Genomic DNA, 25,216 nt, shown 5'->3' with positions numbered 1-25,216 from the left:
AGCCTGTCTGGCAGGCACTGCGCGTGACAGACGCACGCCTTCCAACGGGCCTGAGCGGACAGATCCTTGCCTGTAGCGTGACGTTTGCGGGCCTGGCCTGCGTTGCCATGACAGGCCTTTCCCTGCTCTCACTCTATCAGAACCGGGCCGCAGCGCTTGAAGACCAGCGCACAGTCCTCAGCCACACAGAACAGCTTATCCGCCAGATCCCTGACCTCAAACGCCGCTATCAGGAACGCCATAGCTCAGCCTCCAGCGCGCATATCCTGCTGGAGGGCCAGAGTGATTCTGAAGCAGCCGCCAACCTTGTCCAGACAGTGCAGGCACTGGCCGCACAGCACCAGATTGAGATCGCCAGTCAAGAAACCATACCGCCACACACCATGGGGCACTTCCGCGCCATTGGCGTCCGCATTGCGCTGACAGGCAACTGGGCCGCCTTTGTCGCGCTGCTTGATGACCTTGACCACGCACAACCCCGCCTGCTGGTTGAAGATCTGGAAATCCAGCGCGCCCGCACCATCACTGAAGCCACACGCGGACATACCAGCGCCGTAGACGCAACGCTTTCCATCACGGGTTTCAGGGCCGATCTCGGCACGCCCGCTCAAACCGCTCCGACACCCTGAGGATCATGCCGCATTTTTTCCGTCGCTTCAGCGCCGCCTCCCTCCTGATCTCCATAGCTGGCTGCACCCAGAAACCACCGGAACTGGCGCCCCTGCCTGTGCCGGAGCATGACATCCGCGCAACCGTGCGGGAGGACGGAGCCGTAGCCCCTCTGCCTGCGAACGGGCAGACATTTGTGCGGATGGGGAGCGGCACGCGCGGTGGCCTGCCGGGCAATACGGCAAGTGGCGGAGGCGATATTTCCCTGAATTTTGCAGGCACGGATATTCATGCCGTCACGGAGCAAATTCTGGGGGGCATCCTGCACGTCAACTACGTGATTGATCCCTCCGTGCAGGGCACCGCTACCCTGCACACCGCTCAGCCTCTGCGGCGGGATCAGCTTATTCCGACGCTGCGTGTGCTGCTGGCCGGGGCAAACGCAACCCTTGTGACGCAAAGCGGCCTTTACCGGGTTGTCTCCCTCTCTTCCGCCGGCGGGCCCGGCGCTGGTGCTGGCTCGGCCAACAGCACAACCGCCATCCCGCTGCGCTATACAAACGCCGCCAGCATTGCAAAGCTCATTCAGCCTGTGGTGCAGGGCGGAGGCCACGTTGCGGCAGACCCGGACAGCAATACCATCATCCTCTCGGGGGACCCGGCAACACGGGAAACCCTGACAGAACTGGTCCACACCTTTGATACGGATACACTGGCCGGGCAGTCCTACCTGCTGCTCCCCGCAACAACCGGCACGGTGAGTGAACTCAGTCAGGCCCTGAAAAATGCTCTGGGCGTCCGCCGCACGGGGGGCGAGAACGCAGGGCCGGACTCAATCCGCCTGTTCCCCATGCCCAGCATTGATTCCATTCTGGTCACAGCCCGTCAGCCCCGCCTGATTGAAGATGCCCGGCGGGCCTTTTCTGTGATTGAAGCCGGCCGGAAACAGACGGTGCGGAACTGGAGCGCATTCTACCTCCAGAATGGCCGCGCGAATGATGTGGCCTATGTGCTCCAGCAGGCTTTTACCCCTGAGCATGTCACGGCTACCCCAACGCCTTCGCCCAAACAGCAGACGGGCATGAATTCCAGCAACAGCAATTCTTCATCCGGCTTTGGCAGCATGTCAGGCTCCTCCGGTCTGGGATCTGGCCAGTCCGGCTCCATGGCGTCCGGCAACAGTTCGGGCGATTCCAGTTCCGGCGCGTTTGGCAGCAGCCTGAACAGCACCAGCGGACAGAACCAGACGACCAGCCAGAATGACGGGATCAGCAATAACCCGCTTCTGGGCGGTTTGGGCAACATGAACGAAAATAGTGAGAACAGCTCTCACATTCGCATTATTCCGGACCTGCAGAACAACTCAGTCCTAGTGTATGGCACGCGGGCAGAAACAGAAACCATCACCGCCATGCTGCATAAAATTGATATTATGCCGCTTCAGGTCATGGTGGATGCCACCGTCGCGGAAGTCACGCTGAATGACTCTCTCCAGTATGGCACACAGTTTTTCTTTAAATCCGGTGGCATCAACGGTATTCTGAGCAATGCAACACAAAGTCTGGGGGCTGCCAATCTGGTGTCCTCTCAGCTTTCCTCCAGCTTTCCGGGGTTTGTACTGGGCGGCAGTGGGCAGGGTGGCGCGCCTTTTGTTATCAACGCGCTGCAAAGTGTCACTAAAGTCCGTGTTCTGTCCTCCCCGCAGATTATGGTGGTTGATAACCAGCCCGCCTCCCTCATGGTGGGTAATCTGGTGCCTTACCTGACCGGGGCGACAACAAGCGTTGTGACCTCCAATTCCACCATCACCAATTCCATCAACTACCAGCCGACCGGCGTGATCCTTCAAGTCACTCCGCATGTGAGCAATACCGGGCTGGTCACGCTGGATATCTCACAGCAGGTCAGTTCCGTCTCGTCCTCCACCACCAGCACCGGGTCTTCCAGCATCAACAGTCCCACCTTCTCCCAGCGGCAGGTCAGTTCTCGCGTGGCGATTGAGGATGGGCAGACCGTTGGGCTGGCGGGACTGATTACCGATAACGCATCACGCGGCAATCAGGGTCTGCCCTGGTTAAAGGACATTCCTATTCTGGGCATGCTCGGCAGCCAGCAGACCAACGTGCGGGAACGGACGGAACTGCTGGTGCTCATCACCCCGCATGTAATCCGCAGCCAGAACGATGCCCGCGCCATGACGGAAGACCTCCGCCGCAACCTTGCGCAATCTGCCGCTCTGGCCCCAGAACTTGCACGCACGCCGCAGACAGGCTCTCCCGATCCGCAGCAACGGATTTTAAAAGCCGTTGGCCTGCATGACTGACGCTGCCTGACCTCCCGCACCATGCGCAGCGCCCCCCGGCATGCCCCCCAAACCCAGCAAGGTTTTGCCTTGCTGCTCGTGCTCTGGACACTGGTGACGCTGAGCCTGATTGGCACAGCACTTCTGGTCGGCAGCAAAGCAGCCACGGAACAGGATGAGGCCGAAACTCTGCTGGCCACAACACAGGCGCAAGCCGATGCGGCCATCCAGACCGCCTTATATCACTTGCTAACGACTGGAAGCGCACACTGGGCTGCGGACGGAACCTTCCACACCATTACCGAACCAGACCTGACAGCGTATGTGCGAATACAAATAGAAGCCGGGAAAATTAACCCGAACAATGCCCCGCCGGGCCTGCTGACAGCCGTTTTCGAGACCGCAGGTCTCCAGACCCCAGCCGCACAGACACTGGCCCGCATGGTGGTGCTGTGGCGCACGCCCCCGTCCCTCACGCAGCAGGCAAACCGGCAGGCCAACACCAGCCTGGTTGCAACACTGGGAGCGTGCAGACCCGCAGGCCGCCCCATGCGGACACTGGACGACATGGCCGAAATCCCCGGCATGACGCCCAGCCTTTTGCAAACACTCTCCCCGCATCTTTCTTTTACGCAAAAAGACATGCCCTCACCCCGCACCCATGACCCCTTTTTACGTGCAGTCTTCGCGCAGATGCAGACGCAGCCACAGGCAGGACCATCCCCCATGCAGGGAAGCCCCCTCCCCTCGCCAGCAAAGGAAGAGACCACGGCAAACTGGGCAGACCGGACACTGATTGTCACAGCACGGGTTACAAGACCGGGCGGCCATATGCTGCTCCGCCGGGCCGTGCTGGCACCGCAGCCGGGGCACAGCATCCCTTTTGCCGTTCTGTCACTGGAAACACTCCGTCAGGACCAGATGTAATCAGCCTGAAAACTGCGCATCATTTTGAGAATAAAGACAGTTTGATGAACTCTTTCTCTTCCCACCCCCTGCCGGTTGAAACCTCACCCGGCGGGCATTAGAGCAGGATCGGTCGCCTTACTGTCTGGCAGGAAACATTGAAACCGCAGTACTCAGCACCTTCTGCCTGTAAGCCGCATTCAATGATGGCGTGTGGGAATGATAATAGCCTATGGCCTGCATAAGATCACCATGAGCCTCATTGATATATGTGCGCAGGATCAGGGCGGACGCAGCCACATTAAAACAGGAATCAGATACCAGCCGCGCCGCAGTCTGCACCGCGGGCATATGTGTCACCTGCGCCAGAGGCTGCACCCAGCGCGTGTTAATCTGCATCAGGCCCAGATCGGAACTGCCGTCCGTATTCCGCCGCACCATGCCCGCAACGCCGCCTTCCACTTTCTGAATCACGGGGAGAACACGGGGCGGAATATCATACCGGATTGCACTGGCAACCATGCAGGCAAGAAGGGGAATGGGCATCGTGATCCTGATCGTAGCGGGCTGTTTTCTGCACAGCCCATGACTCACTTTTCCGGGCGGCGCACTATAATGCGCCCGTCCTTCGCACAAGTCCTGTGAGGATTTTATGACAAACTCTCGTCCCGCTTCCCCGCTCCCGCCCGAAGAGAACAATCCGCAATCCGGCTTTACCCTGCTGGAAATTCTGGTTGTTCTGGCCATTCTGGCGCTGCTGATTGGTCTTGTCGCCCCCGCAGCGTTACGCCAGCTTGGCGGAGCACGCGTGTCAGTCGCCAGGCAATCCATCTCCCGGCTTGGCTCGGTGCTGGATCTCTACAAGCTGGACGTAGGAGCCTACCCGACAACGGAAGAAGGTCTTGCGGCCCTCATCCACAAACCGGCCGATGCGCAGAACTGGAACGGCCCGTATCTGAAAGATGCAAACGAGCCAAAAGACCCGTGGAACCACCCCTACAGCTATCAGGCTCCCTCATCGCGCGAGGGCCATGATTATGACCTGTGCTCCGCCGGAGCCCGCGGCAATGGTGTAGCCAGTCCCGGTCAGTCCGGTGCGATCTGCAACCCGTAACCCGCTGCGCGCCCGATGCCAGATCGGGCGCATATTCCTCAGGTTTTCTTGAGGGGTTTTCTCAGGGATTTTTCTGAGGCGTGACAGATACATCAGCCTGCGTGGCATCCCCTGTCCAGCCATCCGTCAGCGTCTGCAAAAAGGCGATAATCGCTTTACGCTCAGCCTCATTCAAAGCAGGTGCCTCACCGGGTTTCCGGTCAAACGGCGCGTCGCTCTTATCAATATTGCCCTGATACGCGGCAGGAATATCGTTATAGGCCTGCACCTTGCCATCCGGACCTTTCGGATAAAACCGCCCCGGCTCCAGATCACGCAACACGTAGAAATCCATTACATCCTCCAGAGAATGGAAGACGCCGTTATGGAAAAAGGTATGGCGTGTCGCCACATTCCGTAATGTCGGGGTCGCGAACATTCCGCAATAGGCCGCCAGTTCCTTGCGGCCGCCCGGTTTCTGGTCGCACACACCCAGATCATAATAGGACGCATCATGCGTATGCGTGAGGGCCGGATTACGGGGGGCAGCGAGAGCCTCGTACTGATGGTCCGTAAAAAGCGGCGGCAAACCGTCTCCCCGCACCGTATCGACATGGCAGGCCGCACAATTTCCCTTTTTCGGGTCATTAAACAGCAGATAACCCTGACGTTCGATGGGTGAAAAACGCGCTTTCCCCTGCAACCATGCATCAAACTTGCTGGAATAGGGATGGAATTTCTGGTCTTCAATCTGGTAACGCGCCAGAGCAAACAGGCCTTCAGACAACAGAAAATCAGAAGACTTACGGCCACGAATACCTGCCAGATCCCGCAACGGAGCGGCATAATCAGCCGTCTGGAGCCGCGCCGTTACTTTTTCAGGCAGACCCGCCATTTCATCCGGGTCAAACATCGGGCCGCTGGCCTGCTGGTGCAGCGTATCGGCCCGGCCATCCAGAAACAGACCGCCCTGCGGCACCAGATTGGCTGCCGAGCTTGCTGTATTAGAGGCACTTTTGGCGGCATGCGCACCGCCGGTCACCGGCACCGCAATGGTGGGCGCGACATCATCCGCCACGGCATCATCCGGCCCGATGCTGAACGGCGGCTGGCGCTCCAGATAGGTCAGGCTCGGAATTTCACGCCGCCCCTCCCTGTCTCCCGTCACACCACCCATAAACACCGAAGTCTTACCCGCCGGGCCGTAATGCAGGCTCGGCACATGGCAGGACGCGCAGGAAAATTTGCCCGAACCGGACAAAGCCGGATCAAAAAACATGGCCTTGCCGACCGTTGCCATCGTGGATAACGGCTGCTGCGTATGCAGGTGCAGCTTACGCGGGCACGGGTTGCTTCCATCCGCAGCCGGATTACAGGCCGCTCCCCCCGCTGGCTGGGCGCGGGCAGTTCCACCAAGCCCCAAAGCCAGCAGAGCGGCGCATCCGGTCACCAGAAATGTTGATTGAAACAGCTTAAAAGAGCGCACGAATGGAAACCTTCTTTTGCAGCGTTCGGACCCGGCCTTCCGAGAGACGGGGCTGCTTACCATTAACCTCTTCTTATAATTATGATTGTTTGATGAAAAACTCACTGGAAAAGTGGTGAGACCGAGATGTCTCAAAACTGTCACACCCCACACCCTGACAGGCAGAGAACGCCAATGCTATGAGTATCGCTATGTTTTTGCCTAGCCGCCGGATCAGGCCCGGCCAGAGCCTGCCCACCAGTCACACGAGATTTTTTTGAACGCCCTCACCCGTACCGCCCTGATCAACTGGTGGCTTGAGCAGAACACGGCCGTCCTGCGCAAAATATCTTCCCGCTATCTTCCTGCACGTCTCTCGCGCGCTCTGCATACGATCCAGACCCGTTACGCCATCCCTACCGTCGTCATTGCGCCCACAACAGGGAGCCTGACATTACTGCCCCAGACACCCGGTGAAGCCCCCCAGCACACCCCTGCGACACCTGATGGCATGGTGCATCTCGCCAGTCTGTGCGCCAGCCGCCAGCCTGCGTTGCGGGCATGGCGTCACCGCAGACAGAACTCTCTCAGCATACGGGTCGTATTTCCAGACCTGCCGATTTTACAGCGCGTTATCCGGCTTCCCGCTGCTGTAGCGGGAGAAGCCGTCTCGCTGATCAGCTATCAGATGGATCGGGTTGTCCCCTTTCCGGCTGAAGAAAGTGTGTGGGGCCTTACGCCCCTGCCCTCCGAGCATCCGGCAGAGGCCGAGTTTCTGCTCAGCGTTGCACCGCTGGCCCCTCTTGCCCCCTGGCTCGATGCTTTTAAGGCGGCGCACCTCACGCCCGTCTGCTTTGCAAATCAGACGAGCCACTCAACTGTCAGTCTGCCACTTGCCGAGCATGGCCTCTCCAAAAAGACATCAGGCCAAACCGCTCTTCTGATCGCCCTTGCTCTGGGGGTCGTCCTTAGTGTGCCCTTCATCTGGCAGTCCGTCATGGAGTATCGGCTTGCCGGGCAGCTTGAAGAACTTCAGCCTTCACGGCTGGTTGCAGAAACACTCCGCAACCGCATTGATGCGCTGACAAGTGCCAGCACCCTTCTTAACCGTGAGATTCAGCGGGTTGGCTCCCCCCTCACGCTTCTCTCCAATCTGACAAAATCTCTGCCAGACACGACGTTTCTGGAGTCTCTGTCCCTCAAACAGGGGCAGGTTACGCTGGAAGGTCAGTCAAAAGAGGCCGCCCGCCTGATCAGTCTGCTGGAGCATGACAAAACCATGCGGGACCCCAAATTTGTCGGCCCGCTCCTGCGCCTGCCCGATGGCCGGGGGGAAAGCTTTACGCTGCACGGAACTGTTTCAAACTAAGGCTCAGAACCCACGTTTTACCGCAAAACATGGGTACTGAGCCTGTTTTTCGTATAATCTTCACCAGAAAACCTAGAAAAAACTATCGCGGCAACCTGGCTGGGCTGGACGAAGTGCTGCGTCCGGCGGCGCCTGTCTCCACAGGCCCGGTCGCCGTCAGGTTTTCATACTGCGCCGGGTCAGGAGGGCTATCAATGCCCGCCACCGGCGCAGGATGGTCCAGTCCCTCATACTGAAAGCCCTTAAACGTCATGGTCTGGTCCGGCGTGGGGAGCAGCTTATCATTCCAGCCCCCACCCAGTGCCCGCACCATGCTGACAGCCGCCTGAAGGGCACGAGCCTGCACCTGTGCCTGTTCAATCCGCGCGTCCAGCGTGTTGACCTGCGCAATCAGTGCATCAAGATACCCATCCGCGCCCCCCTTATACAATGTCATGGTCAGGGTCTGAGACTGCATGGCGGCATCAACCGCCTGTTTAAGCCGAACATTTTCTGCCCTCAGGCGCGCCGTCATAGACAGGCCGTTTTCCACATCCCGGAAGGCAGACAGTACCGTCATACGATAATGGTCCCGCGTCTCCCGGTAATTGGACCAGGTGCGCTGAAGCTGGGCGCGGCGCAAGCCGCCTTCAAACAGCGGCATGGTGACGGAAGCCCCGTAAGACCACATGCTGTTTGCCAGATTAGCCAGATCAAACCCGTTGGCATCAAAACCGCCATTGGCATTAAAGGAGACATGCGGATAGAACGCCGCACGGGCAATACCAATAGCCCTGTTGGCCTGCGCCATCTCACGCTCCGCAACAGCAATGTCCGGCCGGCGTTGCAGCAGTTCAGACGGCATCCCGAGCGGAAAAACAGGTTCCTCCTGATCCTGAGCCGCTACCTCAGAAATATGAAAGGACGACGGTGACGCATTGACCAGAACAGCCAGAGCATGTTCCAGAACCTCGCGCTGCGCCTGCACATCAAGCTGACGCGCCTGCGTCATGTAAAGCTGGTTTTTAGCCCGCGCCACATCAATGCCGGTTGCGTCCTGATTATCCAGCCGCGTCTGCGTCACACGCAGCGCCTGCTGATAATAGCTGATGGATTGCGTATAGATCGCATTCTGGGCATCCAGCCCCCTTAAAGCAAAATAATCGCTTGCCAGTTCCGCCTGAAGGCTGAGCCGTGCGGAGGCATACTGCGCGGCCTGTGCCTGCGCATAATATTTCTGCGCCCGCACCCGGTTACGGATGGAAGACCAGATATCAGGCTCCCAGCTCGCCATTCCTCCGTAAAACTCGTCTGTTGCTGTTATTGGCCCTTTGTATCGGAACAATCTGTCAGAAGAGCTTTTGTTGTTGCTGGACCCAAAAGCCAGCGCAAAATGCGGCAACAGGTCCGAGCGTGCTTCCATCACGATAGATCGTGCCTGAATAAAGCGTTCAGCCGCGGCCTGCAGATCCGCGTTCCCGTTCATCGCCTGCGCTTCAAGCGTGTTGAGCGTCGGGTCTGCAAAAAGTGTCCACCAATCCGAGCCCATGACAGTTTCCTGCGGCTGTGCCTCATGGAACAACCCCTGCCCATGCCAGGACATCGGCACAACAAAATGCGGCGCCTGATAGGCAGGAGCAAGATCACACGCACTCAGCGCTGTTAAGGCTGCAAGGGTTACAGCTTTCAAAATCTTTCTCTGAGAAAAGATTTTTTGAAAGGCCGCCTTATCTCTTCCCGGCATCGGCTTGCTCTTACGCGTTGGTGTCTGGGGACGTATCAGGAGCGTGCTCATTCATCATCCTCCTCTTCACTATCACTGGAAGATGCGAGGTATCCTTTCTCCGGCACACTCAGGCGCACGGTCTGGCCTTCAAGCAGGTCAGCGGGAGGGTTGTTGATAATATGGTCCGTCGGGGTCAGGCCTGCGTCCACTTCCGTATAGGCGTCAGACATGCGGCCCACCGTTATGTTTTTGTAGTGGGCTTTATTCTGGGCATCCACAGTAACAACCTGCATCCCTTTTTCCTGAAACACCAGCGAACCAGTTGGAACTGTATAAACGCCACCTTCCGCCGGAGCAGAAAGAGAGACAGAGGCAAAGGTGCCGGGCCAGAGTTTCTGGTCAGCGTTATCAATGGTAAATTCCGTCACGGCCGTTCGGGTATTGGGGTCATACCCTTTTGCAATCGTCAGAAAATTGGCTGTAAAAACCTGATTAGGATATTGCGGCACCGTTACACGCGCCTTGAGCCCCGGCTTCAGAACGTAGGAAAACACTTCCGGAACAGAAACAAAAAGGCGCATTTCATGCGTATCGGCCACAGTAAACAGCTCACTTGCTGTACCGTTGGCATTCAGATTGCCGCTCCCTGCACCAACATAGTCCCCTACGCTGATATTTCGGGCTGTCACCACGCCATCAAACGGGGAAACAATGGTTTTAAACCGCTCAAGCGCATCATAATGGTCAAGGTTATGCTGGGCTGCGTCCAGCGCTGCGCGCTCTGATTTTTCGTTGGCATTCTGAACAGACACAGACTGGCCAGAGACTGCCTGTGATTTGCCCATGGAACGCCAGCGGTCTGCCGTAACCGTTGCCAGCCCATATTTGGCCTGTGCAACCTGCAAATCCGCTTTGGCCTGTGCATACTGGGCATCCAGACCCGGCGCATTAATTTCAGCCAGAGTTTCCCCTTTTTTGACCGCTGCGCCGTAATCCTTATACCACATTTTTGTATAGCCGGAGACCTGCGCGTAAATGGGCGCTTCGTACCATGCGCTGATCGTTCCCGGCAAAGTCATGGCGAGTGTCGGCGGGGCGGGTTTTGGCTGCACCACCGCAACATCCGGCACGGTGGCATGCGTGGCATCAGCCTGAAGCGTGAGCTGGTTATGCTGATGCTGGATTTCCAGATAAACCACATATCCCACAATTACGCACAGCAGAGCGCCGATAAACAGGCGGTTTTTTGTAAGAGTGGACATCAGATAGCCTCCTGCCCGTTTTCATGGCCCGCTTCAGGCGGACGAGATTTTTTTGTATGAGAACGATTATGGAAAATTGCGTAGACGCACGGAACAAAGAGCAGAGTTGAAACGGTCGCCAGAATAAGGCCACCAATAACTGCTTTTCCCAACGGTGCATTTTGCGAATTACTGATTGCCATCGGCACCATGCCAATCACCATGGCAGAAGCGGTCATGATAACCGGGCGAATACGGCCAAACCCGGCTTCTATCGCTGCGGTCAGAGCATTCCCGTGCAAGGCAAACCGTTCTTTTGCAAAAGAGACAACCAGAATGGAGTTTGCCGTTGCTGTGCCCATGCACATGATGGCGCCCGTCAGGGCCGGAACAGAAAGACGTGTCTGCGTCAGGAACAGGCTCCACGCAATACCGGCAAGTGCGCCCGGCAGAGCCGAAATAATAATGAAAGGATCAACCCAGGACTGGAAGTTGATAACAATCAGCATGTAAATCAGCACCACCGACACAACCAGTCCGGCAATGAGTTCCACATAGGCCCCGTGCATGGTGACAGCCTGCCCACGGATATCCACCGCGGCTGTCTGCGGCAGGTCTTTTTGTGTGCTGGCGACCGTCTGTTTTACTTTTGCCAGAACAGACCCGAGATCTGTGCCTTCAGCGGAAACATACACATCAATTTCCGGCATGGAATTGTAGTGGGAGACCTGCCCCGGCGTTCCTGTTGGCGTCACGGTGCTGATGCTGCCCAGAAGCTGCATATCCGTTCCTTTAGGGTCATTATCCCCTTTATCAACAGGGATTGTCAGCAAATCATTATAATGGGTCAGCTGATCCTGTGAGACATACACATTCAGCGGGAATGTAATGCCGGTTTTCGGGTCAAGCCAGTATTGAGGGTCAACCGTCTGACTGCCAGACAAGGTCATCAGTTCGTTATTGGCAATATCGGCTTCGGTCATGCCGGTCGCCTGACTGAAAGTCCGGTTACCTTGCACAAACAGGGTCGGCGTTTTCATGGTCTGCTGAATAACCACATCTGCCGCACCGGGGATGGCACGCAGCTTATTCACCAGAAGACGCGCATACTGATAGTTGTCACGAATGTCCGGTCCGGAAACCTGAATATCAATCGGCGCAGGAGAACCAAAGTTCAGGATTTTTTCAGTCAGATCAGCCGGTTGAAAGGTAAAAACACTTCCCGGAAATCTGGCGGATAAATCACTCCGCAGCAGTTTACGGTAGTTCCAGACAGGAGATTCCTCATCTTTAAGAGAAATTGTCAGGTCACAATCCTGCGTTCCGATAGACGGGGTTGGGATAAAGGCTTGGTTATGAGGTCCTTCAGGCAAGCCGCAATTGTTGATAATGCCAGAAACTTTCCCCGGAAGAAGCTGCTGGACCCGATCATCCACCAGAGAGACAATCCGGCCGGTTGTTTCAATGCGCATGCCCAGAGGAGTGCGCATATGCATCTGCATGACACCAGATTTCACTTCAGGGAAAAAATCCTGTCCGGAGAGCAGGAACAACCCGACAGAGAGTACAGACGCCCCCAGAAAGCCCAGAGCGAAAACACCGCGACGCACAATAATACGTTCAAGCAGCCGCCCATATGCCGCGCGGAAATTATGGAACGCATGCTCAAACTTGTTCTGGAAGCGGCCAAGAACACCCTTGGGCAGCGCAAGATGTTCATCGCTATGCAGGCCCGGATGCACCTGCCCGGCCAGAAGATATTTGGCCATGGTCGGCACCAGTGTGCGTGACAGAATGAAGGAGGCCAGCATGGCGTAAACAATGGCTTCCGCCATGGGCATGAAGAGCCACCCAGCAACCCCGCTCAGCCGGAAAAGAGGGGTCCAGACAATACAGATGCATAATGTTGAAACCAGTGTCGGCACGACAATCTGGTTTGCAGCATCGATAATGGCGGTTTCAAGCTCCTTCCCTTCTTCAAGATGGGTATCAATATTTTCAATCATCACGGTGGCATCATCCACCAGAATCCCGACAGCCAGCGCCAGACCGCCAAGCGTCATGACGTTGATGGTCTGGCCGGACAGCAAAAGGCAGATAATGGCGGAAAGGATAGCAAGCGGGATAGACGTGGCGATAATAAGGGTCGAACGCCATGACCCCAGAAAAAGCAGAACCACAAGCCCTGTCAGAATAGCCGCCGTCACCATCTCCCGCACAACGTCCTTAATGGCGTCTTTCACAAAAACGGACGCATCACTCAGGATGGAAATATGCACGTCAGGCGGAACAAGTTTCTGAATACGGGGCAGAAGTTCTTTTGTGCGTGCCACAACATCCAGTGTTGAAGCATCACCGCTTTTCATAACAACCACTTCTACACCCTGACGCCCCTGCACCAGAACAAGGTTGGTCTGTGGGTGCCCGCCACGGTAAACCTGCGCCACGTCATGCACGTAAATGACGGCGTTCCCAACACGTTTGACCGGGATATCACCAAGTTCTTTCATGGAACGCGGCGTAGCGTTGGTCTGCACCATCCAGTCGGTTGTGGCGATTTTCTGATCACCAGCAGGAAGCACAATATTCTGCTTCCGCAGGGCGTTCTGTACATCCATTGCGGACAGATGATGCGCCTGAAGCTGCTTCTGGTTCAGCGCCACCATGATAAAGCTGTCCATCCCACCATAAGGATGGGGGAGAACCGCGCCCGGCACTGTTACCAGAACAGGACGGATGCGTGTCATGGCAATTTTATACAGGTCCGACGGCGTCTGTTTTTCAGACGTGATCTGAAGAGCCAGAACCGGAACAGAAGATGCCTCAAGCTTCATCACCATAGGTGCTGGAATATTATCCGGGAGCTGTTTGATAACAGTCTGGGAAATTGCTGTGACTTCTGCCTCAGCCTCCCCAATATCCGTGCCCGGCTGGAAGTAGATATTGACGATGCTTCTGCCGTAGTAAGAGCTGCTCTCCATATGCTCTATGCCCTCCACGGTGGAGGTCACGGCCAGTTCATAATTATAGGTGATGCGCCCGGCAAACTCCTCCGGCAACATGCCACCGTATGTCCACACCACAGACACAACGGGAATCCTGATATTTGGAAACACGTCGGTCGGGGCTTTGAAGAGAGACAGCACACCAAAAGCGAGAATAAGCAGCGACAGGACAATAAATGTGTAAGGTCGCTTCAGCGCCGTCACAACGATGGCATTCATGCGTTTCCTTCCTTGCTAGGGTCGGTGGAATTCAACGCACAATAGAATTTGATTTATACGGAAATCTTTTAAAAAAAATATTATCGTCTTATATAAATTTTTAATAAGTCAATTCGAGTGTCTGAGCGTTCCTGTTTGATTGGCGTGATCAGAGACATATACACTGTAATAACACGCCCCAACATTCGGGTTTGTTGGGTTATATTATAAGATTGCAAAACTATTTAGAGTAGCGGACTATCGGAGCGCTCAGGACTGATGCTCTGTAGCAAAGAAGTCCTTTTTCTTTGTCAGCATTTTTGGCGTCTACTGGGTGGAGGAGATTAAAACCAAGTCTGTATTCCCTTTCCTCCGCTAATGCACGGAAGGATAAAATACAGCGTATACGCCCCCAGATTGTGCGTCTTTTGTAGTCAAAAAACAGCAGCAAACACTCTTACCGACTGCTTTGAGAACGCCAGATTTTTTCAGTTACAGCGCTCCTGCGCCCCATCTTCCGGTAAAGTCTTATCTCCAGAGGAAGGTCCTCACCCACAGCAACAATCTGACCGTCCTGCAATTCCTTCGAGACAAGGCTTTTGGGGAGCCAGGCAACACCATGGCCTGCAAACACCATATGTTTAAGTGCCTCCGCCATCGCACTTTCATTAAGGTGTCGCTCTTCTGTCAGAACATGCAGCGTCCTTGATTGGGCAGAGTGACTTAACTGCCCCAGCAGAGAGTTTTCGCTATAGGACAGGAGTGGATAGACCGTATCGTTATCTTTATAAATAGCTCTTGAAATCACAGGAACAAAAGAGTCAAACCCGACAATTTTATAACTATAGGCATTGTCGTCCAAAGGTATTTCCATGCTCTCATTGTAAAAACAGAGCAGGAAATCGTACTCCCCTTCAGAAAGGGCTGAAATACAATTGTAGAAATCGTCCGACAATAAGCGTGAAAAGACCTGCCCTACCTCGTCTTCAATCTTTTGCAGCCAAAGCGGAAAAAAGGTGATCGCAATTGTGTGGAGTGCCGCAACTGATACAGTCGGCATTCTGTCATCCGGCTGCCGTTGCAGGTTATTTTTTCCAGTATTGAGCAGCCTGATGGTGTCTTTCGCGGTTTCACGAAAAAGCATCCCTTCCGCGGTCAGGGATGCCGGGTAGCGCGTCCGGTCAATCAACGCCACGCCTACCCACAATTCGAGAGCCTGTATCCGGCGGCTGAACGCGGATTGCGTGACATTCCGCTCCTCAGCCGCTTTTGAGAAGCTTTGCAGGCGTGCCAGCACGAGAAAATCTTCAAGCCACTTGATATCCATCATTATGCATCCACACGCAGCGTCTGCACAGGCAACGCAACCAGACCTCACATTCCTGCATGATACCATATCATTCCGGAAAGAGAACAGGCCTGAAAAATGTGTTGAGGGGCTTACTGCAGAACGGGAAGCGTAATGTTTGATGCCGCCTGTGGCGTGGTATAGATCCTCTGTGTGGCGGCCTTAAAATCCGTCCCTTTCGCGTCCGGGATACTCGGCACCCATGTCTGGGGGTTGCGATCAATCAGCGGAAACCAGGTAGACTGGACCTGCACCATAAGTCTATGCCCTTTCAGAAAGACATGGTCATGGTCCCGCAGGGAAACAGGCCATTCTGTGACCTTATTCGACTGTAGTGGCGTCGCATGGCTAAAATCACGCAGATAACGCCCGCGACGTACCTCCATCGCAACAGGAAATTCATACCCGTCCAGTGATTGCGCCCATGATGCCTTGTCATCTTTGGAATAAACGCTTTCCTGCCCCTTTTCCGGAAAAACATCGATCAGCTTGATAATAAAATCGGAATCCTGCCCGGACGTCGCTGCAAAAAGATGTGCCTGAACCGGCCCGGCAATCCGGAGATCCTGCTCAAGCGGCGCGCTCGTAAAACTCAGCACATCCGGCCGGTGATCAACAAACCGCTGGTCCATCGTCTCCCATGTCCGCCATTCCCTGACTGGAAATGTTGGTGATATCGGGCGTGGCCGGTAAGGAACCGGATTATCCGGGTCGGAAATATACTGTCGGTAAGGCGTGTCCTGCACTTTAGGAGCGACAAAAGACAATGTTCCGTCAGAATGGAAATAGAGGTTCTGAGGTGAGACGTGCTTGTCCGGCCATGTCGCATACGTCCGCCATGTATTAGAGCCTGTCTCGAAAACCCTTGCTTTCCAGTCAGGCTTTGCACCCTTGTCATGCAGATAGTAGGCAAAAAAAGGTGCCTCTATTTCATCCTGAAACTCCTTGCTGGTCTTGTGCCCCCCCAGCAACATCGGCCCGATTGAGGCCCCGTCTGTCCTTTGCCATCCACCATGAAACCACGGACCAGCTACGATGAAATTCGTATTATCAGGGTCATGAGACTGAGATTTATAAAAAATATCCCACGGTCCCATTGGATCTTCCTGATCCCAGAACCCTGCAACATTCAGATTAGGGACTGTGGAGCCTGTAATTTTTTTATACCACGCCTCTTCCTGCCAGAACGCATCATAATCCGGATGATCCAGATTTGCGTTCCAGTAACTCAGCTTACCGTGCGTATAGAGCCTGTCTGTATTACGGACTGGTCCAACACGCAGGTACCAGTCATAAACATCATGGGTATCAAAATCATAATTTGTATTTTTGTTCTTATCGGCCTGTTCAAGAACGCAATATTCAAATGTATAGCTTTCCCGAAGAGCACCGTAATGATGATTATCATCATTCATCCACTGGTCCGCCGGGGCGGCCTGCTCGCTGATGGCCTTAAGCGCAGGATGCGGGTGCAGCAAAGTGATACCCGATGTCATTCCGGCATAAGACACACCATACATTCCAACGCGACCGTTCGTGTGGGGGACGTTTTTAACAAGCCAGTCGATCGTATCCCATGCGTCATTGACTTCATTCGCCTGCATGGGGTCATTCGCATCATAGCGGGCAGTTTTCAAAAACTGGCCTTCAGATTTAAAGCGCCCCCGCAAATTCTGGTACACCATGATGTAGCCGTCTTTCTGAAAAGCCTTCCAGCTTGGCAGGGCGCTGGAAATATCTTTCACAGATTCTGTATCAATCATGGCCTGATCAGGAATGCCGTAAGGCGTGCGCGTCAGTAAAATTGGCAGAGGGCCTGTCTGATCTTTTGGGGTCACAATCACCGTTTGCAAATGCGCCCCATCACGCATCGGAATCATCACTTCCCGCACATCATACTTTGATGAAGCATGAGAGGCCTCGGAATAGGCTGGCTGAGGCGCAGCATGCAGCGGGCAAAAGGAGCCAAAAGTCAGCCCCAGAGCGGTCGCCATCAAACATGCCCTGAGCGATCTTTTTGCCATATCATGCACACCCATTGCTTCCTCCAGAATTCAGAATGTTTCCGGGCAAACAGCAAACACCCGGAAACATTTCTACCGCTCTTCAGACCGTATCTCTTCAGTCTGCATTACAGATCGACGTTGACGCGACCATAATAATACCCACCCGTAATGGGAATTCCCGAATTTCGGAAATCATAGATATTGGCACCAACATAATTGAACTGATCTTGCAGCCTGCGCGGCCGCTGATTGAAGATGTTGTTCGCACCAACCGCAACATGCAGACGCGGCGTAATACGATAACCCACCTCAAGGTCTGTCAGCCAGACCGGCGTGTTATTATACTGGCCAAAGCAATGCACCGAATAACGCAGTGACCCACCATCCAGAGGACACACAGCACTGGCAGGCGTCTGATCCTCATAAGTCATCAAGGTGCTTGTCAGGCCATAGCGCGTTTCACGCAGATTGATGTCCCAGCTCTGAAAGGTCCAGTGTGCGTTCAGAATGATCTTGCTGCGCGGAGAGGCCGTCGTGAGATAACTGACATTCTGTGCGTTGAGCACCGGGCTGCCGTGCTGATCCGTATTGATATGGCTCATGCGCGTCCGGTTCAGATTGAGCGATGCGCTGAGGTCGAGATTCCCGTATTTTTCAAAATGGAACAGATAATCACCAGAAATATCGATCCCCTGCGTCCGGGTAGAGCCTACGTTAGCAAAATAATAAGCCGTTGTATTGTCCAGAAGCACACCCGGCGGGATGGAAGCCCCCGTCTGGAGGATGGCATCATGCGCCGCCTGCCCCCGCACTGTGCCCCCACCAGCAATCCGGTCACGGATATTGATCTGATACACATCGACGCTGATATGAAAACGGTCCACCGGCTCAAGCAGAATTCCGGCCTCGGCACTCGTGGAGCGTTCGGGCTTCAGATGGTTTGCGCCAAGCGCCTTTGCGGCATCACTGGAGGACGCCAGCAAGCCACCCGCATTGGTCGGCCCGATATTCACCTCACTATAATGCTCTTCCGCAAGAGTGGGCGCACGGAACCCGTTGCTGATGGTGCCACGGATTGCAATGCGTTTGGTAAAATCATAGCGGGTCGAAATCTTACCGTTTTCCGTATTACCTGTGTCCGTATAGTGTTCAAAACGACCGGCAAAATCGAGGTCCCAGTGCTTTAACGGATGGAAATCTCCGTCCAGATAGCCTGCCCAGATGTCCCGGCTCCACTTTCCGGCGTTTTCCGGAATAATCCCGCCAAAGGCCTGCGTGCCGCCATACAGATAGGATGCAGGCTCACCCGCATACAGATGATACATATCCAGCCGGTGCTGCCCACCGAACGCCAGCGTCATCGGCACGACATGACCAATATTGAAGCGCCGACGGAAACCAAGATCGTTCGTCCATTGCGCCATTGAATAAGACTGCGCCGTGACCGTTGTGGGCGTATAACCTGTATATTTATAGAGGTTGATGTTAACCGTATTCCGGTTGTTAACCCGGTCATCATCCTCGCCGTAAGTCGTGCTCAGATCCCAGGAAAACCCAAGAAAGTTATCCCCGGTCAGACCCAGCATGCCGGAGAAATCATTCTCGTTCATGGTCTCAATGGGCGTGAAGCCATTAGGTTTGACTTCCGGCAGAACACTCGGCAGACGGAAATTCTCATATGTTTCACCATGCCGGTGCGCGTATGTAATCAGACCATAGCCTTTCACGCCACTGAACAAGGTCTTACCGAATTTGATACTCAGGCTCTCACGCGTTTCTTCGGGCGTGCTGATTACCTTATTGGAATTGGACGGAAAACTATACCCCGCATAACCAAGCCGCCCCGGCTGAGAACGATAATCAACGGTGCGCGGATACATATGATCCGTGTGATACATGGACCCGCTGATGTGGACGTAGCCATCATCACCGAATTTTAGTCCGCCATCCACATTGACCTGATAATTCCAGCCATTACCGGCATAAGCATTTGCCCCCGTCTGCCCGCTGATGTGCAGGCCATGATCGGTCTTTTTTAGGATGATATTAACAACACCCGCAATTGCGTCCGACCCGTACATGGCCGCCGCGCCATCGCGCAGAATTTCGATATGATCAATGGCGCTGGGCGGGATCATATTCAGATCAACCGGCGTACCACCCTGCTGCGGACCGTTATCCGCATAGATATTTGCTGTGGTGTGACGTCTTTTTCCGTCCACAAGCACAAGAACCTCATTCGGGTTCAGGCCACGCATACGGATAGACGAAGTCAGTGCACCAGCATCTCCACCCACTGCCTGCATGGTAATAGAAGGATCAAGCCGGGTGATGGCATCTGCAATATTCATCTGGCCGGTCTGACGCAACTGCGCACCGGTAATAATAGAAATCGGAGAGGTGGAATCACGAGCACGGCGGTTGAACGCGTGCGTTCCGGTGATAATCATCGTCTCCGCAGAACTGGCTGGCACCGCACTGGAAGCCGATCGCACACTGCGCCCGCGGGCCTGACGCACTGCCGCAGCATTCGTTGCTTTAGACCCCGGTTTAACCAGCGACGACCGACGATCTTTCGCCTTGTCGACATTCTCATCATCCTGCACGGCGGCATAAGCATTCATTCCGCCCAACCCGATCTGGAACGAAACAATGGCTGTGCAAATAACCGTTCTATTCCTTTTCATACCCTCACTCCATTGTTCAGCATTAGGCGTTGACGACAAAACGGCGTTATTTTTAGAAGGAAACTATTTATTTAAGTATTCTATATAAATATTCTGGATTTTTTTTGTTTCTTCACAAGAATAGGTTTTAGATTTTCCGTCGAGTTCCAGCTCAACAACCGGAACAACAAGATAAGTCGAACTGGTAAGAAATATTTCTTTTGCCTGAAACAGATCATCACGCGTAATCGGGCGTTCAGTAACGGTCATACCGTTCTGCTCCGTGAGCTCAATCACAGTATTCCGCGTACAGCCAGACAGGATCTGATGCGATACAGGCCGCGTGACAAGTTCACCCTCGCTTGTCACCATAAAAACATTTGAGGAACTGCCTTCTGTAATCCCGAGATCGTCATAAAAGATTACGTCGTCAAAACCCGCATCCAGCGCGGCACGTTTAGCCATGACCTGCGGCATGAGCATGGTCGTTTTGATATCACGCCGCCCCCAGCGAATGTCGGGAATAACCTGGACACGCATGCCGTGTTTGAAGGCATTGCTCTCCTCAAGTGGTGTCGGACCGGTGCTCATGAGGAGTGTCGAGCGTTCCGTTGGAGATGCGATAAAATTACGGACAGTTTTACCGGGTGTGACCTGAATATAGATGAACCCGTTTTGAATGCCATTTCTCTCAAGAAGATCATGCATCAGACCCGGCATCAGGCTTCTTTCCGGCGGCAGAGTGATCCCCGCCGCGTTCAGAGACCGGTCTAGACGGGCCAGATGCTCTTCCAGATCAATGATCTTTCCCGCGACGGAAATACAAACTTCGTAAACGCCTTCTCCGAAGGTAAAACCCCGGTCAAAGGGCGAAATCATTGCTTCATCCTCATTGATGAAACGACCATTCAGGAAGACAACCGTCACCTTTTATCCTTTTCGAAACATCAAAAAACCTCAAAGGTAAAAAGCTGGCCTTCTTATTTTCCAACCACTTTTTAAGAGACTTTTTGCTTTTTGTTCTCGTTTCGATATGAATACGGTATAAGCGGCCACCCTAGCCAATGCTAATTCAGCATATTCCATGCGTCATATGCATAAAATAGCCACGGAGCTTTCTCGGGCTGATCATAAAGCATCTACAGAATAGCCGCAGTCGATCTGATAGCATGCTTTGAGGGGATCAAAACTATGGTGGCAGAGTATCGAGAAGGGCTACCGCCCACCTCCCCTGTGGTCGCTGACCGGCCCCATGGTCATGAAGAAACTCAGAGGTTCCCCATTGCGGTTGGTCACGCCATGAGGGTTCGTATTATACTGTCATTGGTCCGACTGGCCCGACGCCAAGCGTCCCCTTTTTTATTCACAGTCTCGTCGCTGTGCGGTGCGTTCAGATAAGAGGCCTCAATCACAACTCTCTGCCGTTCTGCTTTTCTGGAAGGCCGCCAGTCCATCCATTACCCAGACGCAAACACTCATGCCCCCCACGTTTCCAGCAGATCCAAAGCGTCTTGTGCGACCATATGTCTTCATGGCGTTCGGCTGCGCTAGCCATTTTGGTTGACGAAGATGATCCCGCTCATTACGCGGCGGTCACACACTGTACGCTGACGTCTGCCTCTCAGGGAAAAACGGGTAAAGGCGCATCATGAGTTCGCCGTCAGCCAATATAGATCACTTATTCTATAGTCTCTTCATAGAAGCCTGAAACAGACGCCTCACCTCAAGTCAATGAGATATCACCATAAGAACTGGCAATAAAAACGTGCTGCAAACAAACCAGCCTCAGACAAGCCCCCATAAAAAATGAGGGAGCCTCTGGCTCCCTCACTTCTTTCAGACCGTCCTCCGCAGTTAATTCTTAGAAATGTGCTCCGAGATTGAGCTGGAAAGATCGGCCAATCAGAGCTTCATAATAACGGGTTACGCTGACGGTGCCGGGATATTTCGGCAGAGCATTTGTAATATTATTAATCATGAAATTGGCGTCAAAGTTTTTCGTGATTTCATACCCAAAGGTTGCGTTGAAGTAGGCAAAGCTCGGACGGTCATTATGTTCATAAGCCGTTTTGGCAACCTGAACCGCGTATTGTGACTTCCCGTAGAAAATAGTCTGCCACTGCACAGAAAGAGGCCCACGGGTATAGTTGAGGTTCAGAGTGAACAAATCATTCGGGCTACCTGTCGTCCCTACCTGATAATATGTATTTCCCAGATAAGTCTGCGAATTTTTCACATAATGCGTGTAGTTACCGTTAACAGCTACAGTCCCCGCATTTTCTGACAAACCAACACGATACAAAGGCAGAACGTAGCTCAGCGCGCCCTGCAAAGCCTGCATGTGCTGGTTGGCAATGTTAAAATATCCATCCGTAAAACCCGTAATCTGATGTGTGGAAGAGTCACGGGTAAACGTGTTGCAGTAAGCGTTTGACGGGTAGGACGATGAATCGTAGCACGCCTGGATCAGATTTTCTGCGCTGAGAGAGGTAATCTCGTTATTGATTTTGACATCAACAAACGAACCCTTCAGATCAAATCCCCTGATAAAGTGCGGACGAAATTCCAGAGAACCTGTGTAACTATGAGAGGTTTCGTTCTGCAGGCCACGATTACCACCCGTTGTTCCTTTGACAGTTCCGTTAGTGATGTTGGAGACAAAGCCGCTCGGCACATGTGCCTTTGCGCAGTTCAGAGCACGGACAGTGGGGTTCGGGCCTGAGTTAACATAAGCTGCATCGCACGGATCATCAGCAGTTTCATAAGACGTGCTCTGCGGTGAGAACAGTTCCGTAACAGACGGGTTCCGAACAGATTGTGCATAATTCCCGGACAAACCAAGATCCTGCGTTGGCCACCAGGCGCCGCCAAACATATACGTCCAGTAGCTTCCTGTCATACTATTGCGAATGTATCGGCCATTTGCCGTAGCAGAAAGGCTGTACACTCCCGGAACATTCATCGCAGGAGAGACAAGCGGCACATCAAGCTCTCCAAACGCTTCGTGCGTGTAGTAAGAACCGGATGTGTATGGCATAGCTGTGACGTTACCATACTGCCTGCGGGAACCATCCGCCAGTTCTTCACCCGCGAAGAAACTACCCGGATTGAAGGTATAACCTTCACGGCGGTGTTCATACCCCAGATCCCACCGAACATCACCCGCCGGAAGCTTCAGGACCGTACTGTTGATTTCCGCCTGAAAATCGCGCTGTGCATTGCTGTTTTTATAATGCGCATCAGATATAATGTAATTCTTTGCGCCAAGCGTGAGCTGGTCCGTTCCAAACGGATTGAATGGAGCACAGGTTTCGCTCCGGGTTGCAGCGGGAGAATTCTGATATCCGGGCGCACAGACAATGTTACCGCTCGCGTCCCGTGTGCTGTTGAGCGCATTGATCAGGTTCTGGGTGTTGATCATAGGCTGCCATGTATCGCTCATATATTTGCTGTACTGCCCCCGCAAAGACCAGTTGAAATGCCGCCCCAGTGCGTTGAAATCCCCTGCAAGACCGCCCTGAAAACGGAACATCTGCATATCAGTGCGATACATTCCGCCATCAAGATCCTGATTCAGACGGGAAAGATAGAACTTGTCCGTCGGCAGGCCATTGGCAGCAAGTGCATTTTTGATTGTCGTCCGTTCGGCATCCGTCAGATATGGATTGTCGGTGCTCAGCGTATAGGCACCGTTTACGTTATGATAGCCTGCTCCATAAGACCCGTCTGTGTTCAGATAGCTGTCCATGTCCAGAGGGCCGTCACCAAAATAGGGTGTTGTCCATGTCCCCTGCCCGACCTGACTACTGGCGCGGCTGCGGGCGTACCAGCCCTGCCATGTTGCATGCAGATGGTCCGTAAAATCATAATGACCAAGAGTGGTCAGGTTAAGCTGGCTTGAAGGAGCGTAAAGCTGATTATAGTCACGGGTCGCCAGACCATTGCCACCCGAAGCATTATAGCCTGTTTTTGTAAGGTAATTCCACGTGACAGGAACAAGAGATTTCCCATCCTGACTGAACATCAGAGGCTGACCAGCCGCGTTGGCAATTCCGTCATTTACACCTTTGTAGATAGGGATATCCGTGCCCGTCAGCCCCGGAATACCGGTAACAGACGCCCAAAGGTTTCTGGCTGAAGGTTCCAGCATGTAGGTATAAGGTGTGCTGACACCCAGCGGGCCACGCTGATACGATGTAGCGTTTGAGCCCAGTGTATTCGGCAGGTCATTATACACAACGCCACCGGCATTACGATATTCAATATCCAGTACGGCGCCACCTTTATCATGGTCAAACGTATGGCCATATTTGAATGTAATTTTTTCAGACGGTGCAATCAGACTTTGTGTCCAGCCACCCTGAGCCGTCATATCCACGCCTGTAAAGTGATCATCAAGCTGATAATTCACGACACCTGCCACAGCATCAGCACCGTAAGCGGCACCCGCGCCCCCAATGCGGGTATCCATGCTTTTGATGAGGGAAGTCGGAATGGCCGACACGTCAACCTGAGAGCCCGACCCTGCCCCGTAAACAGACGCTGAGGCACCCCCTACCATACGCATACCGTCAATAAGGGTCAGGGTACGTTGTGAGCCCAGACCAAGCAGAGAGACAAAGGACTGCCCAGCCCCTAGTCCCTGCCCACCGATAGGAGACTGGTCGCCAAGAGAAAAGGCCGTGTTTTCACGTAGCAGCGCCAGTCCAAGGTCGGTATAGCCCCGCTTACGCACCTGATCGGCACCAACCGTCACACCGGCCATCACGTTTGTTAGGCGGCTTTGGGACAAACGCGTGCCTGTTACAGTCAGGGTCTCTGTAGAAGAGTTACCGCTTTTCTGGACAGCAGCGACTGTTTTCTCCGAATCTTTCTGCTTTTTTGTCTTCTTGTCTTTTTTGACCTGTTCAGACGGTTTTACAATTTCAGGCACTGTTTCAGCGCGCAGAAGAGGCGAAAAAAGGAGCGTGGACATCGCCATGGGAAGCGCCAGTCTGAAACCGGTTGAGCGGACACGTCTTATGGATTGAGGAATAAAAAAATCCTGCCTAGAAAAATTCATATTCCACCCTATTGATTAGTGTTATGTTTATATAGCAAAATTATATCCGTGCTTTCTGCTACTACACGATCCTTAGTGAGCAAATATAAATTTGGAGGACTTCATCATTGCGGACCTGCACTGTGTTTTTACGGCAACAGTCGCCTCTGGCATCCCAGATAAAACCGGAACGAGAACACTATCTCAAAGATACCTCAGTGGTATTTCGAGAGGATTTTGCGGCTCTCTGTCATGGAAAGGA

General features: G+C 53.8%; 15 protein-coding genes. 5 read left to right on the top strand and 10 right to left on the bottom strand.

From position 1 onward, the window contains the following. The first annotated feature begins 23 nt into the window (after positions 1-23). From gspM to JK199_RS10830, 3 genes are read left to right on the top strand one after another with little or no spacing between them, the layout of a single operon-like run. Positions 24-629 carry a type II secretion system protein GspM gene (gspM, locus tag JK199_RS10840; RefSeq protein WP_212375824.1) on the top strand — a complete coding sequence of 202 codons (606 nt, stop codon included), beginning with the start codon at positions 24-26 and terminating at the stop codon, positions 627-629. A gap of 5 nt (positions 630-634) precedes the next feature. Further along, positions 635-2,932 carry a type II secretion system secretin GspD gene (gspD, locus tag JK199_RS10835; protein WP_212375821.1) on the top strand — a complete coding sequence of 766 codons (2,298 nt, stop codon included), beginning with the start codon at positions 635-637 and terminating at the stop codon, positions 2,930-2,932. Between the two features lie 21 nt (positions 2,933-2,953). Continuing rightward, positions 2,954-3,838, top strand: coding sequence for a type II secretion system protein GspK (locus JK199_RS10830; RefSeq protein ID WP_212375818.1), 885 nt, complete (start codon positions 2,954-2,956; stop codon positions 3,836-3,838). 117 nt (positions 3,839-3,955) lie between these two features. On the opposite strand, the gene JK199_RS10825 is transcribed toward JK199_RS10830, so the two are convergent. Further along, on the bottom strand, positions 3,956-4,363 hold the full coding sequence (locus tag JK199_RS10825; RefSeq protein WP_025826658.1) for a lytic transglycosylase domain-containing protein: 408 nt from the start codon (positions 4,361-4,363) through the stop codon (positions 3,956-3,958). A gap of 106 nt (positions 4,364-4,469) precedes the next feature. Here JK199_RS10825 and gspG point away from each other — a divergent pair, with 106 nt between their 5' ends. Beyond that, positions 4,470-4,931 (top strand): type II secretion system major pseudopilin GspG, encoded by a 462-nt coding sequence (gene gspG, locus JK199_RS10820; protein ID WP_212375815.1) that lies wholly within the window; start codon positions 4,470-4,472, stop codon positions 4,929-4,931. Between the two features lie 61 nt (positions 4,932-4,992). Here gspG and JK199_RS10815 read toward each other — a convergent pair whose 3' ends face one another. Continuing rightward, entirely contained in the window at positions 4,993-6,396 is a 1,404-nt protein-coding gene (locus JK199_RS10815) for a cytochrome-c peroxidase (RefSeq protein WP_342356316.1), read from the bottom strand. Between the two features lie 256 nt (positions 6,397-6,652). Here JK199_RS10815 and JK199_RS10810 point away from each other — a divergent pair, with 256 nt between their 5' ends. Next, positions 6,653-7,744 (top strand): PilN domain-containing protein, encoded by a 1,092-nt coding sequence (locus JK199_RS10810; protein ID WP_212375810.1) that lies wholly within the window; start codon positions 6,653-6,655, stop codon positions 7,742-7,744. 82 nt (positions 7,745-7,826) lie between these two features. Here JK199_RS10810 and JK199_RS10805 read toward each other — a convergent pair whose 3' ends face one another. From JK199_RS10805 to JK199_RS10770, 8 genes are all read right to left on the bottom strand, one after another. Then, positions 7,827-9,467, bottom strand: a complete 1,641-nt coding sequence (locus JK199_RS10805) for an efflux transporter outer membrane subunit (RefSeq protein ID WP_212375949.1) — start codon at positions 9,465-9,467, stop codon at positions 7,827-7,829. A gap of 47 nt (positions 9,468-9,514) precedes the next feature. Next, positions 9,515-10,711: an efflux RND transporter periplasmic adaptor subunit gene (locus JK199_RS10800; protein ID WP_212375807.1), complete on the bottom strand. Its 1,197-nt coding sequence runs from the start codon at positions 10,709-10,711 to the stop codon at positions 9,515-9,517. After that, positions 10,711-13,914, bottom strand: coding sequence for an efflux RND transporter permease subunit (locus JK199_RS10795; protein ID WP_212375804.1), 3,204 nt, complete (start codon positions 13,912-13,914; stop codon positions 10,711-10,713). Before JK199_RS10795 ends, JK199_RS10800 begins: the two co-directional genes overlap by 1 nt. Positions 13,915-14,350: 436 nt before the next feature. Beyond that, positions 14,351-15,223 carry a LysR family transcriptional regulator gene (locus tag JK199_RS10790; protein WP_212375802.1) on the bottom strand — a complete coding sequence of 291 codons (873 nt, stop codon included), beginning with the start codon at positions 15,221-15,223 and terminating at the stop codon, positions 14,351-14,353. A 110-nt stretch (positions 15,224-15,333) separates the two neighbouring features. Beyond that, the gene (locus JK199_RS10785; RefSeq protein WP_244985084.1) at positions 15,334-17,235 is read right to left on the bottom strand and encodes a CocE/NonD family hydrolase; all 1,902 of its coding nucleotides are present in this window, start codon (positions 17,233-17,235) and stop codon (positions 15,334-15,336) included. A 137-nt stretch (positions 17,236-17,372) separates the two neighbouring features. Continuing rightward, positions 17,373-19,871: a TonB-dependent receptor plug domain-containing protein gene (locus JK199_RS10780; RefSeq protein ID WP_408742370.1), complete on the bottom strand. Its 2,499-nt coding sequence runs from the start codon at positions 19,869-19,871 to the stop codon at positions 17,373-17,375. A gap of 126 nt (positions 19,872-19,997) precedes the next feature. Further along, positions 19,998-20,840: an aminotransferase class IV gene (locus tag JK199_RS10775; protein ID WP_212375794.1), complete on the bottom strand. Its 843-nt coding sequence runs from the start codon at positions 20,838-20,840 to the stop codon at positions 19,998-20,000. Between the two features lie 934 nt (positions 20,841-21,774). Next, positions 21,775-24,705: a TonB-dependent receptor domain-containing protein gene (locus JK199_RS10770; protein WP_237388812.1), complete on the bottom strand. Its 2,931-nt coding sequence runs from the start codon at positions 24,703-24,705 to the stop codon at positions 21,775-21,777. Between the last annotated feature and the right edge of the window lie 511 nt (positions 24,706-25,216).

Source organism: Acetobacter persici, assembly GCF_018256955.1.
GTDB classification, from domain to species: Bacteria; Pseudomonadota; Alphaproteobacteria; order Acetobacterales; family Acetobacteraceae; genus Acetobacter; species Acetobacter persici.
Note: the sequence above shows the minus strand (reverse complement) of the source record. Positions and strands in the feature narration are given on the sequence as shown.